Raw genomic sequence first — 16,476 nt, forward strand, 5'->3', positions numbered from 1 at the left:
CCGCCCGCCCCCCCCCCCCCCCCCCCCCCCCCCCCCCCCCCCCCCACACTCTGCCTCGTCCGCGACCCTCTGCGGGGGGCGTCAGTGCTTGACGCGACCCAGGAAGGCCTTGGTGCGTTCCTCGCGAGGATGGTCGATGACCTGGCTTGCCGGTCCCTGCTCGACCACCACGCCGCCGTCCATGAAGATCACGCGGTCCGCCACCTCCCGGGCGAAGGCGATCTCGTGGGTGACCACGATCATTGTCATGCCCTTGGCCGCGAGGTCCTTCATCACGGTCAGCACCTCGCCCACGAGCTCCGGGTCCAGTGCGCTGGTCGGCTCGTCGAAGAGCATCAGGTCGGGCTCCATGGCCAGCGCCCGGGCGATGGCGACGCGCTGTTGCTGACCGCCGGACAGGTGGCTCGGATAGGAGCTTTCGCGGTCTGCAAGGCCCACCTGGGCCAGTAGCTCGCGGGCGCGGGCCTCGGCCTGGGGCCTGGCGACCTTCTTCACCACGATCGGGGCTTCAGTGATGTTCTCCAGCACTGTCTTGTGCGGGAACAGGTTGAAGCGCTGGAAGACCATGCCGATGCTGGAGCGCTGCCGGGCGATGTCCTTGTCAGTGCGCTGGTAGAGCTTGCCGTCGCGCTCCTCGATGCCGATCAGCTCGCCATCGACGTAGATGCGGCCCGCGGTGATGGTCTCCATCTGGTTGATCAGCCGCAGGAAGGTGGTCTTGCCGGAACCGGACGGGCCCAGCAGGCAGACCACCTCACCGCGATCGACCTCGAGGTTGATGCCCTTGAGCACCTCCAGCGAGCCGAAGGACTTGCGGACGTCGACGGCGCGCACCTGCACGTCGGCCTTGGTGGCGGAGCCCGTGTCCACGGTCACGGGGGGATTTGCTGGGGTGCTCATCAGTGGTCGCCTCCGGTGTAGTTGAGGGGTGCGTGGCCGCGGCCGAAGCGCTTCTCCAGCCAGCTCTGGCCGATCATCAGGATGGTCGTGGTGATCAGGTAGTAGAGGCTGGCCGCCATGTAGACCGGGATCATCTTGTAGTAGTTCGTGCCGATGCTGCGCAGCTGGTAGAGCATCTCGCCCGCCAAGGGGAGGGCGATCAGCAGCGACGTGTCCTTGAACATGGCGATGGTCTCGTTGCCCATCGGGGGGATGATCACGCGCATCGCCTGCGGGAGGATGATGCGACGCATGGCCTGCCCACGGGTCATGCCCAGGGCCGTGGCAGCTTCCATCTGCCCCTTGTCGACGCTGATGATGCCGGATCGGGCGATCTCGCTGAAGTAGGCGGCCTCGCTCATGGCCAGACCCAGGATGGCGCCCAGGTAGCCGGTGAACAGGCGATTGGCGTCCAGGGTGGCGATTCGCAGCGTCCCGTCGATGCCGAACAGCGCCATGATCTCGCGGTCATAGGGGATGCCGATGCCCACGCCGTCGGGGAAGAAGGCGCCGGCGGCACCCAGGATCGAGAGCAGCACATAGCGTGGGATGGATCGGAAGAACCAGGCATAGGCGAAGGCGACGCCGCTGAGCAGCTTGTTCTCGCTCATCCGCATGATGGCCAGCAGGATGCCGCCGACCACGCCCAGGATCATGGCACCGATGGTGACCATGATCACGCCGAGCCAGAAGCCCTTGGCAACCGGGACCTGACGCATGGCGTCCAGGGTGAAGAGCCAGTCGAAGGCCGGGTTGGTGATCAGCTGGTGGACGATCATCACCAGGGCGAGTCCGACGACGACCGCCGCGACGGTGCGCCAGGGATGGCGGACGGGGATGACCTCGACCTGCTCGGGGCTGGTGCTGCTCATGACGGGTTCACCTCGAATGCGTCGATGGCACCGTCGGTCTGGTTCCAGGTGGCCAGGATCTGGTCGTAGTGTCCCGATGCCTTGAGGTCGTCGTAGGCCTGACGGACCGCTTCCGCGAACTCGGGCTGGTCCTTGCGCAGGACGATGCCGTAGGGGGCGGTGTCATAGCTCTCGCCGAGCGGCTCGAGGGTGTCGCCGGACATCTTGATGGCGTACAGGCTGATGGGGGAGTCGGCAGCCATCATGTCGGCGCGTCCGCTGATCAGGGCCGTGGTGGCCTCGCCCTGGTCGGTGAAGCTCAGCAGATTGATCTTCCTCGAGCCGCACTTGGCCTGCATTGCCTTCATCTCCATCTCCTGCACGACGCCGATCTGGACGGCGACGGTGCGGCCGCACGGCGGCTCGTTCGGCGTCACCTGCTTCGGGTTGCCCTTCTGCACCACCCACAGGGAACCGGCGTTGAGGTAGCTGACCATGTTCACCGTCTTGGTTCGCTCCGGCGTGACGGTGAAGGCGGAGACACCGGCGTCGTACTTCTTGGCCTGGATACCGATCAGGATCTGGTCGAAGGGGCTCTCCTTCCACTGCACGCTCACGCCCATCCGGGCGGCGGCGGCATTGAACAGGTCCACGTCCAGGCCACTGACCTTCGAACCCTCGAGGAATTCGACGGGCTTGTAGTTGGGGCTGGTGCCCACGGTGATGGTCTTGCGGGCGCGCACCCCTGCAGGCAGCTTGTCAAAGAGCTCCTGGCTTGCCTCGACGGGCGGCAGGTTCTGCTCCGCCGAGGTGGTGGGCAGCCCGGAGCCACTCAGGTTGGTTGCACAGCCACTGGCAAGCAGTGCGGTGCCGATGGTGGCGGCGAGCACCGACACCCCGAACGGACGCTTCATGCGCGAATTCCTCCCGAATCGAGACAGACGAGACATTCTCCCACCGCAAAATCTTCGGCGCCAAACGTGTCCACCATGGACGGTCAGGAGGCACGCCCGGCTCGGGTGTGCAGTGCCGGTTGCTGGACGCCGACTGCTGGACAACGGAGGGGCTTGCAGAATGACGTGGGCCCCACCCGGATCCGGGTGGGGCCCACGTGGGCAGGCAGTCGGCCTCATCCTGACGCTGTCTGGGGCCTCATCCTGACGCTACCTCGGGCAGGAGTCGGCTCACTCCACGAAACCGTCCTCGTCCAGCTGCTTCTTGCCGGCGTCCTTGCGTCGGCGCTCGGCGATGGCGTCGGGATCACCGCTGGCCTGCAGGCGGATGGCGCGGGCCTCGGCGACGGCCTCGGCCTCCTTCCCCTCGGCCTTGATGATGCCGGTGTCGTCGCGGGGCGGGAGCTGCAGGCTCTCCTCGGCGCGGATCCCAGCCTGCAGCTGGCGGGCCCGCTCCAGCTCGGCATCAACCTGGGCGCCGAACAGCAGGGCCAGATTCGTGAGGTAGATCCACAGCAGCATCACGATGACGCCGGCCAGGGCGCCGTAGGTCTTGGAGTAGTTGCCGGCATTGGTCACGTAGAGGGCGAAGGCGCCGGAGGCGAGCAGCCAGACCAGCAGGGCAACACCCGCGCCCACCGAGAGCCAGCGGAACTTGGGCTGACGCACATTGGGGGTGAAGTGGTAGAGCACGGCAATCATGAGGATGACCAGCGCCAGCATCACCGGCCACTTGGCCCAGCCCCAGACGGTGACGGCGGTGCTGCCCAGACCGACGACGCTCCCGATCGCCTCGGCCACGGGGCCGGAGACCACCAGCGCCACCAGCATCAGGGCGGCCGAGAGCACCAGGAAGAGGGTGATGGCCAGATTGGTGCCGCGCAGCTTCACCATCGGGCGGCCCTCTTCGACCTCGTACACCTTGTTCATGGCCCGTCCGAAGGCGCCCACATAGCCGGAGGCCGACCAGAGTGCGGAGGCGAGACCGATGAACAGCGCCAGACCGGTTCCACGCGAGTTCACCATCTGCTTCAGCGGGCCTTCGATCTGCTGCATCGCGTCCGCCGGGGCGAGTTGCCCCACGACGTCCAGGAGCGCCTGGATGCCTCCCTCGGACTGGCCGAACAGGGCGAGCATGGAGACGATCGCAAGCAGGCCGGGGAAGAGCGCGAGGACGCTGAAGTAGGTCAGGGCAGCACCCAGATCGGTGCAGCCGTCCGCCTGGAATTCTCGAAGCGCATTCTTGAAGGTGAACTTCCATCCGGGCTTGGTGATCTCCGGAGGCGAGGACGGCTTCTTCGGATGGTCCGGGGAAGGCGCGTCGTCGTGCTTCCTCTTCGTCTCGTGGTTGAGGTTCTCGTCGGTCATGGTGGCCTCCGGTGTGCTGGTGCGGCCGGCGCGTGACGACGGGCCACGGCCGCTGGAATTCATCGTCACAGTAGCCGTGGCAACGACCGGACACGCTGTCCGCAGCCGCAGTTTCGCTCAGGACGGATTGAACGGTGCAGTAGGGTTGCCGCGGTCGAGAGGCCGTCCGCGGTGGACGGTTGGTGAGGTGGTGGGCAGATGACCTGGGGTGAGATCGCGGGTCTGGTTGCAGCCGCCGCGGCAGTGGTCTTCGTGGCCTTGAGCGCCATCCCGCTCTGGAAGCTGGGCGGTGTGATGGACGAGCTGCGGCTGGCGGTGCGCAAGCTGGGGGACGGGACCACGCCGATCCTGGACGAGCTGAAGGGCACCGTGAGCACCACCACGGAGGAGATTGCCCGGCTGAGCCTGGTCACCGAGGAGCTGGCGAAGATGAGCCACAATGCCACCACCATGACCGAGCAGGTCGCCAGCGTCTCCACGGTGGTCAGCACACCGCTGGTGAAGACGGCCGAGGTGATGGGCCGTACGGCGACGGCCGCACGAGATGTCGGGCGACGGGTGCAGCAGCGTCGCCCCCGGCGAGACCCGCAGGACCCCAGGGCACTCGCAGCGCAGGGAGCGTCGGATGCACCCGATAGTCTGGGCCGCACCTCAGAACATGATCTGGACCACGAGCAAGGACAACTTTGATGAAAGCCGCTGAGATCGGTCGTCGTTACCTCGACTTCTTCGTAGGCAAGGAGCACGCCGTCGTGCCCAGCGCCTCGCTGCTCTACAACGACCCCACGCTGCTCTTCGTCAATGCCGGCATGGTCCCCTTCAAGCCCTTCTTCACCGGCGAGGAGCCGGCTCCCTGGAAGCGAGCGGTGAGCAACCAGAAGTGTGTCCGCACCCTGGACATCGAGGAGGTGGGCAAGACCACCCGCCACGGAACCTTCTTCCAGATGCTGGGCAACTTCTCCTTCGGTGACTACTTCAAGAAGGAGGCCATCCAGTACGCGTGGGAACTGGTCACTTCGGAGCAGCACAATGGCGGCCTGGGATTCGACCCGGCAAAGGTCTGGGTGACGGTGCTGGGGCCCGGATTCCACCCGGACTACCCCGACGGCGACAAGGAGGCCATCGAGTACTGGCTCGAAGCGGGCATCCCACGCGAGCACATCCAGGGCCGCAGTCTCAAGGACAACTACTGGAACATGGGCGTCCCGGGTCCGGGTGGTCCCTGCTCTGAGATCTACATCGACCGTGGTCCCGAGTTCGGCGCCGACGGGGGTCCCGAGGCCGACGAGGATCGCTTCCTGGAGATCTGGAATCTGGTCTTCCAGCAGGAGGATCTCTCGGCAGTGCGTGCCAAGGATGACTTCGACATCGCCCGTCAGCTGCCCACCCAGAACATCGACACCGGCGCGGGCCTGGAACGCATCGCCTACCTCTTGCAGGGCAAGAACAACATGTACGAGATCGACGAGGTCTTCCCCGTCATCGAACGTGCCGCGGAGATGGCCGGCAAGACCTATGGCAAGGATGCCGAGGACGACGTCCGTCTGCGCGTGGTGGGCGACCACGTCCGCTCCTCGCTGATGCTGATGACCGACGGTGTCACGCCCGGCAATGAGGCTCGCGGTTATGTCCTGCGACGGCTGCTGCGCCGCTCGGTGCGGTCCATGCGTCTGCTGGGTGTCACCGAGCCGGTGCTGCCGACGCTGCTCGAGGTCTCCAAGACTCTGATGGAGGTCTCCTACCCGGACGTGACCGACCAGTGGAGCCGCGTGCTCCCGGTGGCCACCAATGAGGAGGAGTCCTTCCGTCGCACTCTCACCCAGGGAACACAGCTCTTCGACATGGCCGTGGCCGACGTCAAGGGTGCGGGGTCGAGCAAGCTGGCCGGTGACAAGGCCTTCCAGCTGCACGACACCTACGGCTTCCCGATCGACCTGACCCTGGAGATGGCCTCCGAGCAGGGCCTCGACGTGGACGTCGAACAGTTCAAGAGCCTGATGGCCGAGCAGCGAAACCGCGCCAAGGCCGATGCGAAGGCGAAGAAGGGCGGTACCGTCTCCACGGAGGGCTACCGCCAGCTCCGTGAGCAGGGCGAGACACCCTTCCTCGGCTACACCGAGCTGGACCTCCCGACGACGCTGCGCGGCATCATCGCCGACGGTCACGTGGCGGATCGGGCCACGGCCGGCCAGACCGTCGAGCTGGTGCTCGCGGAGACCCCCTTCTATGCCGAGTCCGGTGGCCAGGATTCCGATGCCGGAACCATCGTCGTGGACGGCGTCGGTCTGGACGTGCTGGACGTGCAGCGTCCGGTTCCCGGACTGGTGGTGCACAAGGTGCAGGTGCCCGAGGGGGTCGACTTCGGCGCGGGGGCCCAGGTGCGCGCCACCGTGGACGCCCTGCACCGGCTGGGTGCCTGTCAGGCCCACACCGCGACGCACGTCCTGGGCGCGGCCCTGCGTGAGCTCGTGGGGCCAACCGCAACCCAGGCTGGCTCGTACAACAAGCCCGGATATCTGCGTTTCGACTACTCCAGCCAGCAGTCGATGAGCGAGGCGATGCGTCTGGAGATCGAGGAGCGGTGCAACCAGGCGATCGTGGAGAACCTGGCTTTCAGCGCCACGGAGCTCCCGCTGGCCGAGGCCCGGGCGCGTGGGGCGCAGGCGATGTTCGGCGAGAAGTACCCGGAGATCGTGCGCATGGTCGAGCTGGGCGACGGGAACTGGAGCCGTGAGCTGTGTGGTGGCACGCATGTGGCCGGAACGGCACAGATCGGGATGATCGACATCCTGGCTGAGCAGTCCATCGGGTCCGGAGCCCGCCGTTTCGAGGCGCTGGTGAGCACCGACGCGTTCAAGCACATGGCGGGGGAGCGTGCGCTGGTGCACGGCCTGACCGACATCCTCAAGACCCGACCCGAGCAGCTCACCGACCGTGTGCAGAAGCTCGTGGCAGACCTCAAGGCCGCGGAGAAGCAGATCGCGGACCTGAAGGCCCAGCAGCTGATGGCCGGCATCGGTGACATCCTCGCCAGCGCACATGACGTGAACGGCTACACCGTGGTGACCAGGCAGGTTGCCGGGGTGGGCGGCAACGAGCTGCGCAACCTGGCCACCGAGCTGCGCGGGCGCCTGGGAGACGTTCCCAGCGTCGTGGCCCTGGTCGGCGGAACGGACGAGAAGCCGGCGCTGATCGTTGCGACCAGCCCGGCGGCCCGCGAGAAGGGCGCCAAGGCCGGAGCGCTGGTGCGCGTCGCTGCCGAGAAGCTGGGCGGCAAGGGCGGCGGCAAGGATGACCTGGCCCAGGGTGGTGGCAGCGACGGCACGGCGGCGCCGCAGGCGCTGGCGGCCATCGAGGCAAGCCTCCGGGGCTGAACCGTGGCCTCTCTGACCACTTCGTACGGGGTCCTGCTGGCCCTCGACTGGGGCAAGGCCAGGATCGGCGTTGCTGCCTGTGACGCGCAAAGAATCCTGGCCTACCCGGTGGAGACCGTGCAGAACACCCCGAAGGACCCTGCACAGGTGATGCGTCGCCTGCGCGATCTGGTGGCCGAGTACGAGCCGGTCGAGCTCCTGCTGGGGCTGCCGGTCTCCCTCCAGGGAGACGAGGGCATTGCGGCGCAGGCGATGCGTGAGGTGGCGGAGCGTCTGACCCAGGAATTCGGGGACTTGCGGGTCACACTGGTGGACGAAAGGCTCACGAGCGCAACCGCACACCAGCGGCTAGCTCAGGCAGGCAAGAATTCGCGTCAACGGCGCGGCATGATCGACCAGATGGCGGCAGTTGCCATTCTGGAACAGGCCCTGGCCGAGGGGTCGACCACACCAACGGAGGAATCTTGAGCGGGTTGTTCATGGACAACGACGGCAATCGCGACTGGAAGAAGATCGCCTATCACGCGCGCAGCGCCTTCGCCGTCCTGCTGAGCCTGGCCATTCTTCTGGGCGGGTCATGGTTCGTCTACGACAAGGCGAGTTCCGCGTACAGCGACTGGAAGACCTCCGAGGACTACGCCGCCGGTGCGGGGGTGGAGGACGTACAGATCACCATCCCCGAGGGGGCCAGCGGTAGCGAGATCGGTGGCGAGCTCGTGGACAAGAATGTCGTCAAGTCCCGAAAGGCCTTCCTCAAGGCCTTCAACCGCAATGAGAAGGCACAGAGCATCCAGGCGGGCACCTACAAGCTGCGCACCCAGATCTCGTCCTCCCAGGCGGTGGAGATGTTGCTCGACCCGAAGTCCGTGGTCCGCAACCAGGTCACGATCCCCGAGTCCCTGCGGATGAAGGACCAGTTCGCCCTGCTGAACAATAAGACCAAGATCCCGGTTGCCCAGTTCGAGGCAGCCGCGAAGAATCCGCAGGCCCTGGGGCTGCCGAAGTATGTTGAGAGCGCGGAGGGTTTCCTCTTCCCCCAGACCTACGAGATTGGTCAGCAGCCCACGGCCAAGTCGATCCTGACGCTGATGGCCAAGCAGTACAACACGGTGGCCAAGGACCTGAACCTGGAGGAGGGTGCCGAGGAACTGGACCGTGATCCCGTGGAGATCATGACGGTTGCCTCGATCCTCGAGGCCGAGGCCAGGGCCAAGGACATGCCGATGGTGGCGGGCATCATCTACAACCGGTTGGACAATGGGGAGCGTCTGGAGCTTGACTCGACCAGCTACTACGCCACCGACACGCCTCTGGGCAAGCCCTTGCCGAAGGGCTTCAAGGAGCAGGACAGCCCGTACAACACCTACCGCTCCTACGGACTGCCGCCCGGCCCGATCGGGGCCCCCGGCGCCACCGCCATCAAGGCCGCGCTCAATCCCGTCGAGAGCGACAACAAGTTCTGGGTGACCGTCAACTACGAGACCGGCGAGACGAAGTTCGCCGAGACCTACGACGAACACCTCAAGAATGTGGCGGAGTGGGAGAACTGGTGCAAGACGGCCAAGGACAAGTCGGGTTGCCCGGCGTGACCGTTCGAACCACCTGCGCAGTGATCGGCCACCCGGCCGGTCACTCGCTGTCTCCGGCCCTGCACCGAGCCGCCTATCGGGAGTTGGGGCTCGACTGGGACTATCGTGCGATCGACGTGGCGCCGGCAGATCTGGAGGCCTTCGTCACCGGCCTGGGACCCGAATGGCGCGCGCTGAGCGTGACCATGCCGCACAAGGCGGCGATCCGCCGGTTTGGTGCCACGGACGAGCTCGTTGACCTGGTGGGTGCCGGCAACACACTCCTCCTCGGGGCTGAGCCCATGGTGCGCAATACCGACGTCGGCGGCTTCCTGCTCGCGCTGTCCGTGGTGGGCATCGAGTCGACCGATTCGGCCACCATCATCGGCAATGGCGCCACCGCCACGTCCGCGGCTGTTGCCCTGCGCGAACTTGGCGTCGAGCGCGTGACCGTGCTGGCGCGCCGTCCGGAGCGTGCCAAGGGTCTCAGGACCTTCTGCACCACGACGCTCGGCATGCTGTGTGACGTTCGTCCGTTGGAGGCGGCTTCCGTCGTGCCCGGCGACATCGTTGTCTCCACGGTGCCGGAGGGCGGGGCGGACCACATCGCCAACGAACTGGCCGAGCAGACCCAGGTTCTCTTCGACTCGATCTACGATCCCTGGCCCTCGGCGCTGGCGCTGGCGGCGGAGGCCCGGCGGCGCACCGTGCTCAGTGGACTCGACCTGTTGGCCGGTCAGGCCGTCGAACAGGTGCGCTTGATGACCGGGGGTCAGGTGGCATTCGAGATGTTGAAGTCTGCTGGGCAAGAAGAGCTCAACCGGCGCGCTGGACTCTGAGAGACTAGGGCGCATGTTGCGCTACCTCACCGCCGGTGAATCCCATGGCCAGGCCCTGATCGCCACGATGGAGGGCATCCCGGCCCATGTCCAGGTGTCCACCGATGACATCCGCCAGGCCCTCGCCCGTCGTCGTCTGGGGGCCGGACGCGGCGCCAGGATGAAGTTCGAGGCCGACGAGGTGACCCTGGTGGGCGGTTTCCGTCACGGTGAGACCCTCGGTTCTCCGGTGGCGATCATGGTGGGCAACACCGAATGGCCCAAGTGGACGGAGGTGATGAGCCCCGACGTGGTGGACCAGGAGGTGCTGGACGCCCAGGCCCGCAATGCCAAGCTCACCCGTCCCCGCCCCGGCCACGCAGACCTTGCCGGCATGCAGAAGTACGCCTTCGACGAGGCCCGCCCGCTTCTGGAGCGCGCCAGCGCTCGGGAGACCGCAGCCCGTGTGGCGATTGGCCAGGTGGCGAAGAACTTCCTGCAGCAGGCCTGCGGCATCACGGTGCTCAGCCATGTGGTGGAGCTCGGTCCGGTGAAGGCGCCGCAGACCTTCCCAACCATCGACGATCTGGACCGGATCGATGCCGACCCCCTGCGGTGCAATGATCCGGAGGCGAGCACGGCGATGCAGGCGGAGGTGGAGGCCTGTCACAAGGAGGGTGACACGCTGGGCGGCGTCGTCGAGGTGCTGGCCTGGGGACTGCCCCCGGGTCTGGGCTCCCACTCGCAGGGTGACCGTCGTCTGGACGCCCGGCTCGCCGGGGCCCTGATGGGTATCCAGGCGATCAAGGGCGTGGAGCTGGGCGACGGCTTCGAGCTGGCGCGGGTGCGTGGTTCACAGGCCCACGACGAGATCGCGCCCGGTGCTGACGGCATCCGGCGGCTCACCCATCATGCCGGTGGCACGGAGGCAGGCATGAGCACCGGAGAGGTGCTGCGGGTCAGGGCGGCGATGAAGCCGATCGCGACGGTCCCCAAGGCGCTGCGGACCATCGACGTGACGACTGGCGAGGAGGCCCGGGCCCACCACCAACGCAGCGACGTTTGCGCGGTGCCGGCGGCTGGCGTCGTGGCCGAGGCGATGGTGGCGCTGGTGCTGGCCGAGGCGGTGCTTGAGAAGTTCGGCGGAGACTCGGTGGCCGAAACCCGACGCAATCTCCAGGCCTACCTGGCCGACGTGGCCGAGAGGGGACTGCAGATCCATGACTGACCCGGTCCCTGACACCATCGTGCTGGTCGGTGCGCCCGGTGCCGGCAAGTCAACCGTGGGCAAGCGGCTCGCAAGGGCACTCGGCACGGACTTCGTCGACGTGGACGCCCTGGTGGAGGAGCGCACCGGCATGCCGATCAGCGAGATCTTCCTGACCCAGGGCGAGGCCGCCTTCCGGGAACTGGAGCGTGACCTCACCCTGGAATGCCTCCAGCGGCCCGGGGTCGTCAGCCTGGGCGGTGGTGCCGTGATGGACGACACCACCCGCAGTGCGCTGCGCGACCGCTTCGTCATCTGGTTGAAGGTCAGCGCCCAGCAGGCCAGCCGACGTGTGGGACTGACCGGCAATGACCGGCCGCTGCTGGCGACCAATGTGCACTCCACCATGGTGAAGCTGATGCGTCAGCGGCAGCCGCTCTATGCGGAGGTGGCGACTCTTGAGCTCGACACCGACGGCATGAAGCCCGCCGCGGTGGTGCGGGAACTCCTGCCCCGCTTCGGGCTGGACGCGGGGGTGCCCGATGGTCTCGACGTGGAGGAGGAGTGATGGCGACCCTGACCGTACAGGCCGAGAAGCCCTACGAGGTGCACATCGGACACGGTGTCCTGGACCGGTTGGAGTCGCTGCTGGACGGCGCCTCTCGGGCAGTGGTCATCCACCCCGCCGCGATGGCCGACCGTGCCCAGCAGATCGCCAGCCGAGTGGCGAACCGCGGCCTGCAGGCACACACCGTCGAGGTGCCCGAGGGCGAGGCGGCCAAGACGGGCGGCACCCTGCAGGATTGCTGGGACGAGATGGCTGCTGTCGGCATGACGCGCAATGACCTGGTGATCGGTCTGGGCGGCGGTGCCACCACTGACCTTGCCGGTTTCGTGGCCGCCACCTGGCTGCGAGGTGTGGACTTCATCAGCATCCCGACCACGGTGCTGGCCATGGTGGACGCTGCCGTGGGTGGCAAGACCGGCATCAACATCGACGCTGGCAAGAATCTCGTCGGGGCCTTCCATGAGCCTCGTGGGGTGCTGTGTGACCTGGACCTGCTGGTGACCCTTCCCAGCGCCGAGGTCGTCTCCGGCCTCGCGGAGGTCATCAAGTGTGGGTTCATCGCCGACGAGCGCATCCTGGAACTGGTGGAACAGGATCCGCAGGAGAGTCGGGACGTCACGAGTGTGCGTTTTGCGGAGCTGGTGCGACGCGCGGTGGCGGTCAAGGCGAAGGTGGTCTCGGCGGATCTGAGGGAGTCGACGAGCAGTGGCGATCAGGTCGGCCGAGAAGCCCTGAACTATGGCCACACGCTGGGTCACGCGATCGAGAAGTACCAGCGATTCACCTGGCGCCACGGTGAGGCTGTGTCCATCGGGATGGTCTTCGTGGCAGAAGTGGCCGCACAGACACATGGCCTGGATCCCGCGGTGGTCGAGCGTCATCGTCGTGTCCTTGCCTCGGTGGGTCTTCCCATCCACTACAACGCGGGGGAGTGGGGTGACCTGCGCGCCACCATGAGTCTGGACAAGAAGGCGCGCGGCTCGGCACTGCGGCTGGTGGGGCTGCGGGACGTGGCCGATGTGACCATCATCGAGGCGCCGCCAGAGGAGGTCCTCGAGCAGGCCTGGCACCGGCTGGACCCTCAACGGACGTCGTGAATGCCCGACGGGTGGCGGGTCTAGGCTGGGTGCATGCCGAAGTCGACTCGTCACCCGTCCAAGCTGTCCATCGTCGGTGCCGGGGCGGTGGGCACGTCCCTGGCCTATGCCGCGCTGATTCGCGGATCTGCCAGCGTTGTGAGCCTGTACGACATCGCCACCAAGAAGGTGGAGGCCGAGGTCAAGGACCTGGCGCACGGCACCCAGTTCACCAATTCAGTGGTGATGGGCGGCGACGACATCTCGGTGGTGAAGGACTCCTCCGTCGTGGTGATCACGGCGGGTGCCAAGCAGAAGCCCGGCCAGACCCGGCTGGAGCTGGCGGCGACGAATGCCAAGATCATGGAGTCGATGATGCCGGAGCTGCTGAAGCAGGCTCCGGAGGCTCTCTACGTGCTGGTGACCAATCCGTGTGACGTGCTGACCGTCGTGGCGCAGAAGATCAGCGGTCTGCCGACCGCGCAGATCTTCTCGACGGGCACCATGCTGGACACCTCTCGACTGCGCTATCTGATTGCCCAGCGCACCAAGGTGGCCCAGCGCAATGTGCACGCCACCATTGTCGGTGAGCACGGTGACAGCGAGTTCCCGGTCTGGTCCAGCGCGAACATCTCCTCGGTGCCCATTCGTGACTGGAGCTATGCAGGCAAGAAGGTCTTCACCGACGAGGTGCTCGCAGAGCTGGCCCATGAGGCGGCCTTTGCCGCCTATGACGTGATCGAGGGCAAGGGCGCCACGAACTATGCGATTGGCCTGGCAGGCGCTCGGCTGGTGGAGGCGCTGCTCTCGCCGACGCGTACCGCCCTGCCGCTCTCGAGCGTCCTGCACGGCTACTACGGCATCCACGACGTCGCCCTCTCGCTGCCCACCCTGGTCAGCTCGGCTGGCATCGAGCGGGTCCTGGAGATCCCGATGGATCCCACAGAGGTCTCGTCGCTGCACCGCTCTGCTGAGCAGCTGCGCACCAGTCTGGCGGCCCTCGGCTACTGAGACCCGCCCTCGGCCGGAAAGTCCAGGGGATGGTCGAGGACCGCGGGTCGGCCCGGCAGCCATCGCCCGAGTCCGGGGTCATACGCTTGGCCCATGGCCAACTTCAGCTATGTCAGGGCGTCGGACGGAACCTACACGCTACGGATCGGCGCTCGTGGACGTGAAGTACTGACCAATCCACTGTCGAACTTCGGCACGGCCTTCACTCGAGAGCAGCGGATCGACCTGAACATCAATGGTCTGCTGCCCACCACGGTGACGACCATGGACCAGCAGCTCAAGCGGGTCTACGCGCAGTTCCGCGGGGAGCCGGACGACCTGGCCAAGTACGTGTACCTGAACACGATGCTGGACCGCAATGAGACGCTCTTCCACCGACTGCTGATGGAGCACCTCGACGAGATGCTGCCCATCGTCTACACACCCACGGTCGGCAAGGCGATCGAGACCTACAGCCACTGGTTCCACCGGCCACGCGGTGTCTTTCTGTCCATCGCCGACCCAGATGGCATCGAGCCCGCCCTGCGCTCCTATGGGCATGCTGCGGAAGACGTCGACCTGGTGGTCGTGACCGATTCCGAGGGCATCCTGGGCATCGGGGACCAGGGCGTCGGCGGCGTGGCCATCGCCGTCGGCAAGCTCGGCGTGTACACGGCTGCCGCGGGCATCCATCCGAGCCGGGCGATTCCTGTTGTGCTGGACGTCGGTACGGACAACATCGACCTGCTCAACGACGAGAGCTATCTCGGCTACCGTCATGCCCGGGTGCGCGGCGACGTCTACGACGCCTTCATCGATCGTTTCGTCCGGGCAGTCACGGAGCTCTACCCGCACGCCATGATCCACTGGGAGGACTTCGGGGCCAGCAATGCACACCGCATCCTGGATCGGTACCGCGATGAGGTCTGCACCTTCAACGATGACATCCAGGGCACGGCAGCCGTCGTCGTGGCGGCCATCCTGAGCGCTGTCAGGCGCCAGGGACAGCGGCTCGTGGACCAGCGCATCGTGGTGCACGGGGCCGGGACGGCGGGCATCGGCATCGCAGATCTGCTGGTGCAGCGCATGGTGAATCGGGGCATTCCACGCGAGCAGGCGCTGGCCTGCTTCTGGGGGCTGGGTTCCCGGGGCCTGTTGCGCGAGGGCATCACGATGCGTGACTTCCAGGAGCCCTATGCTCGCGGGGCGGAGGAGCTGCAAGGCTGGCGGCTGGATGACCCGTCGACGGTGGGACTGGCCGACGTCGTGCGCAATGTGCACCCGACGATCATCATCGGGACCTCGGCGCAGCCAGGTGCCTTCGACGAGTCACTCGTGCGTGAGATGGCGGCCCACTGCGAGCACCCGATCATCATGCCCCTGTCCAATCCGACGAAGAAGGCAGAGGCACAACCTGCCGACCTGCTGGAGTGGACCGACGGCAAGGCGCTGATTGCCACTGGTTCGCCCTTTGCCCCCGTGCGGCATGGCGGCACAACGCACGAGATTGCGCAGGCCAACAATGCCCTGGTCTTCCCGGGACTGGGTCTTGGTGTGGCCGCGAGCCGAGCGACGAGGGTCAGCGATGCCATGATCCTGGCTGCGGCGGAGGCCGTGGCCAAGGTTGCCGCGTCGAAGAAGAAGGGCGCCTCCTTGCTCCCCGGCATCGACAGGTTGAGGGCTGTCTCCGCGCGCGTGGCCATCGCCGTGGCCAAGCAGGCGATGTCCGAGGGACTGGCCACCGTCGATCTGGACAACTTGGTCCAGGACATCCACGAGCGCATGTGGCAGCCCGACTACCCGCGGGTGGAGGTTGTCTGAGTGGCAGCGACAGTACTGCCGAGCGATGTCTGGCACGAGTTGGCAGACACGCATCGGGAACGCGCCGGGAAGCTGCTGGCAGGCGTGCAGGAACGGCGCCGCAAGGGTGAGCGCCACCCCGTGGAGGACTTCCTCTTCGACTACTACAACCTGCGTCCGGGCGAGCTGATCGCCTGGCATCCCGGCGTGGGGCAGGCACTGGAAGACCTCGGGGGCGAGTACGCGGGGCGGAGGTTCTACCAGCACGACGGTGGAGTCTCCTGGGCCGACGGGGTGGCCTTCCTCAGCCGTCGACGCTCCACGGTGGAGTGGATCCAGACACTGCTCTCCCGGACCGCGAGCAATCCGTCACGGTTCGGGTGCTTCGGCATGCACGAGTGGGCGATGGTCTACCACCTTGAGCCGGGGCAGACCCGCCACGCCTACCTGCCCTTGCGTTTCCCGCCGGAGCGTATTGCGAAGGTGGTGGAGGAGGTTGGGCTGCGATGCAGCCACTTCGACGCCTTTCGCTTCTTCACGCCCGACGCCGAGCCCCTGAACGAGCTGCAGCCCACGCGGGAACTCCAGCCCGAGCTGGACCAGCCCGCATGCCTGCACGCGAACATGGACCTCTACAAATGGGCGAGCAAGCTGGTTCCGATGGTGGATTCGGCCCTCTTGCTGGACACCTTCGTGCTGGCGCGGGACATCCGGGAGATGGACATGCGCGCGAGCGCCTACGACCTCTCCGACTGGGGCTATCCCGCGGTGCCCGTGGAGACCGCAGCGGGACGTGCCGAATATGTCCGGCACCAGCGCGCCTTCGCACAGCGCGCCGAGGTACTGCGTGAGCGGTTGCTCGCCCTGGTGAACACCGTCCTGCGGGAAGATCCCGCACTGGTGGTAGGTCGGGAGGGGTCCACCGCTCGCTGAGCACGGCATTGGCCCGTCCCCCACGACGAGG

The 16,476-nt window shown here is 66.6% G+C and carries 15 protein-coding genes; 11 read left to right on the top strand and 4 right to left on the bottom strand.

Going from position 1 to position 16,476, the window contains the following annotated elements; all coding sequences use genetic code 11:
- Positions 1-81 precede the first annotated feature (81 nt).
- The 4 genes from ACTQ49_RS07375 to ACTQ49_RS07390 form a co-directional block, all read right to left on the bottom strand.
- Positions 82-876 carry an amino acid ABC transporter ATP-binding protein gene (locus tag ACTQ49_RS07375; RefSeq protein WP_441827308.1) on the bottom strand — a complete coding sequence of 265 codons (795 nt, stop codon included), beginning with the start codon at positions 874-876 and terminating at the stop codon, positions 82-84.
- A gap of 23 nt (positions 877-899) precedes the next feature.
- Positions 900-1,811 carry an amino acid ABC transporter permease gene (locus tag ACTQ49_RS07380; protein ID WP_441827203.1) on the bottom strand — a complete coding sequence of 304 codons (912 nt, stop codon included), beginning with the start codon at positions 1,809-1,811 and terminating at the stop codon, positions 900-902.
- Entirely contained in the window at positions 1,808-2,704 is an 897-nt protein-coding gene (locus tag ACTQ49_RS07385) for an ABC transporter substrate-binding protein (RefSeq protein WP_441827204.1), read from the bottom strand. The genes ACTQ49_RS07380 and ACTQ49_RS07385 overlap by 4 nt, the downstream gene beginning before the upstream one ends.
- Positions 2,705-2,974: 270 nt before the next feature.
- Positions 2,975-4,174, bottom strand: coding sequence for a YihY/virulence factor BrkB family protein (locus ACTQ49_RS07390; RefSeq protein ID WP_441827205.1), 1,200 nt, complete (start codon positions 4,172-4,174; stop codon positions 2,975-2,977).
- A 135-nt stretch (positions 4,175-4,309) separates the two neighbouring features.
- Between ACTQ49_RS07390 and ACTQ49_RS07395 the strand changes: the two genes are divergently transcribed.
- From ACTQ49_RS07395 to ACTQ49_RS07445, 11 genes are all read left to right on the top strand, one after another.
- On the top strand, positions 4,310-4,801 hold the full coding sequence (locus ACTQ49_RS07395; RefSeq protein ID WP_441827206.1) for a DUF948 domain-containing protein: 492 nt from the start codon (positions 4,310-4,312) through the stop codon (positions 4,799-4,801).
- Positions 4,801-7,485: an alanine--tRNA ligase gene (alaS, locus tag ACTQ49_RS07400; protein ID WP_441827207.1), complete on the top strand. Its 2,685-nt coding sequence runs from the start codon at positions 4,801-4,803 to the stop codon at positions 7,483-7,485. Before ACTQ49_RS07395 ends, alaS begins: the two co-directional genes overlap by 1 nt.
- A gap of 3 nt (positions 7,486-7,488) precedes the next feature.
- Complete coding sequence (gene ruvX / locus ACTQ49_RS07405; RefSeq protein ID WP_441827208.1) at positions 7,489-7,953, top strand: Holliday junction resolvase RuvX; 465 nt, start codon at positions 7,489-7,491, stop codon at positions 7,951-7,953.
- Entirely contained in the window at positions 7,950-9,074 is a 1,125-nt protein-coding gene (mltG, locus tag ACTQ49_RS07410) for an endolytic transglycosylase MltG (protein ID WP_441827209.1), read from the top strand. The genes ruvX and mltG overlap by 4 nt, the downstream gene beginning before the upstream one ends.
- Positions 9,071-9,892: a shikimate dehydrogenase family protein gene (locus tag ACTQ49_RS07415; protein WP_441827210.1), complete on the top strand. Its 822-nt coding sequence runs from the start codon at positions 9,071-9,073 to the stop codon at positions 9,890-9,892. The genes mltG and ACTQ49_RS07415 overlap by 4 nt, the downstream gene beginning before the upstream one ends.
- Before the next feature lie 13 nt (positions 9,893-9,905).
- Positions 9,906-11,099: a chorismate synthase gene (gene aroC / locus ACTQ49_RS07420; RefSeq protein ID WP_441827211.1), complete on the top strand. Its 1,194-nt coding sequence runs from the start codon at positions 9,906-9,908 to the stop codon at positions 11,097-11,099.
- Entirely contained in the window at positions 11,092-11,646 is a 555-nt protein-coding gene (locus ACTQ49_RS07425; protein WP_441827212.1) for a shikimate kinase, read from the top strand. Before aroC ends, ACTQ49_RS07425 begins: the two co-directional genes overlap by 8 nt.
- Complete coding sequence (gene aroB / locus ACTQ49_RS07430; protein ID WP_441827213.1) at positions 11,646-12,743, top strand: 3-dehydroquinate synthase; 1,098 nt, start codon at positions 11,646-11,648, stop codon at positions 12,741-12,743. Before ACTQ49_RS07425 ends, aroB begins: the two co-directional genes overlap by 1 nt.
- 33 nt (positions 12,744-12,776) lie before the next feature.
- On the top strand, positions 12,777-13,733 hold the full coding sequence (locus ACTQ49_RS07435) for an L-lactate dehydrogenase (RefSeq protein WP_441827214.1): 957 nt from the start codon (positions 12,777-12,779) through the stop codon (positions 13,731-13,733).
- A 93-nt stretch (positions 13,734-13,826) separates the two neighbouring features.
- Entirely contained in the window at positions 13,827-15,533 is a 1,707-nt protein-coding gene (locus ACTQ49_RS07440) for an NAD-dependent malic enzyme (protein ID WP_441827215.1), read from the top strand.
- Positions 15,534-16,445, top strand: a complete 912-nt coding sequence (locus tag ACTQ49_RS07445; protein WP_441827216.1) for a 3-methyladenine DNA glycosylase — start codon at positions 15,534-15,536, stop codon at positions 16,443-16,445. It abuts the gene before it with no gap.
- The last annotated feature ends 31 nt before the right edge of the window (positions 16,446-16,476 follow it).

Origin of the sequence: Luteococcus sp. Sow4_B9 (assembly GCF_052116585.1) — a bacterium.
Classification (GTDB): Bacteria; Actinomycetota; Actinomycetes; order Propionibacteriales; family Propionibacteriaceae; genus Luteococcus.

What these genes read in the sequence shown, in the direction of transcription:
- aroC (WP_441827211.1), top strand. Translation starts at nt 9,906, where the DNA reads ATGTTGCGCTACCTCACCGCCGGTGAATCCCATGGCCAGGCCCTGATC.
- ACTQ49_RS07390 (WP_441827205.1), bottom strand. Translation starts at nt 4,174, where the DNA reads ATGAATTCCAGCGGCCGTGGCCCGTCGTCACGCGCCGGCCGCACCAGC.
- ACTQ49_RS07380 (WP_441827203.1), bottom strand. Translation starts at nt 1,811, where the DNA reads ATGAGCAGCACCAGCCCCGAGCAGGTCGAGGTCATCCCCGTCCGCCAT.
- ACTQ49_RS07440 (WP_441827215.1), top strand. Translation starts at nt 13,827, where the DNA reads ATGGCCAACTTCAGCTATGTCAGGGCGTCGGACGGAACCTACACGCTA.
- aroB (WP_441827213.1), top strand. Translation starts at nt 11,646, where the DNA reads ATGGCGACCCTGACCGTACAGGCCGAGAAGCCCTACGAGGTGCACATC.
- alaS (WP_441827207.1), top strand. Translation starts at nt 4,801, where the DNA reads ATGAAAGCCGCTGAGATCGGTCGTCGTTACCTCGACTTCTTCGTAGGC.
- ACTQ49_RS07435 (WP_441827214.1), top strand. Translation starts at nt 12,777, where the DNA reads ATGCCGAAGTCGACTCGTCACCCGTCCAAGCTGTCCATCGTCGGTGCC.
- ACTQ49_RS07385 (WP_441827204.1), bottom strand. Translation starts at nt 2,704, where the DNA reads ATGAAGCGTCCGTTCGGGGTGTCGGTGCTCGCCGCCACCATCGGCACC.
- ACTQ49_RS07425 (WP_441827212.1), top strand. Translation starts at nt 11,092, where the DNA reads ATGACTGACCCGGTCCCTGACACCATCGTGCTGGTCGGTGCGCCCGGT.
- ACTQ49_RS07395 (WP_441827206.1), top strand. Translation starts at nt 4,310, where the DNA reads ATGACCTGGGGTGAGATCGCGGGTCTGGTTGCAGCCGCCGCGGCAGTG.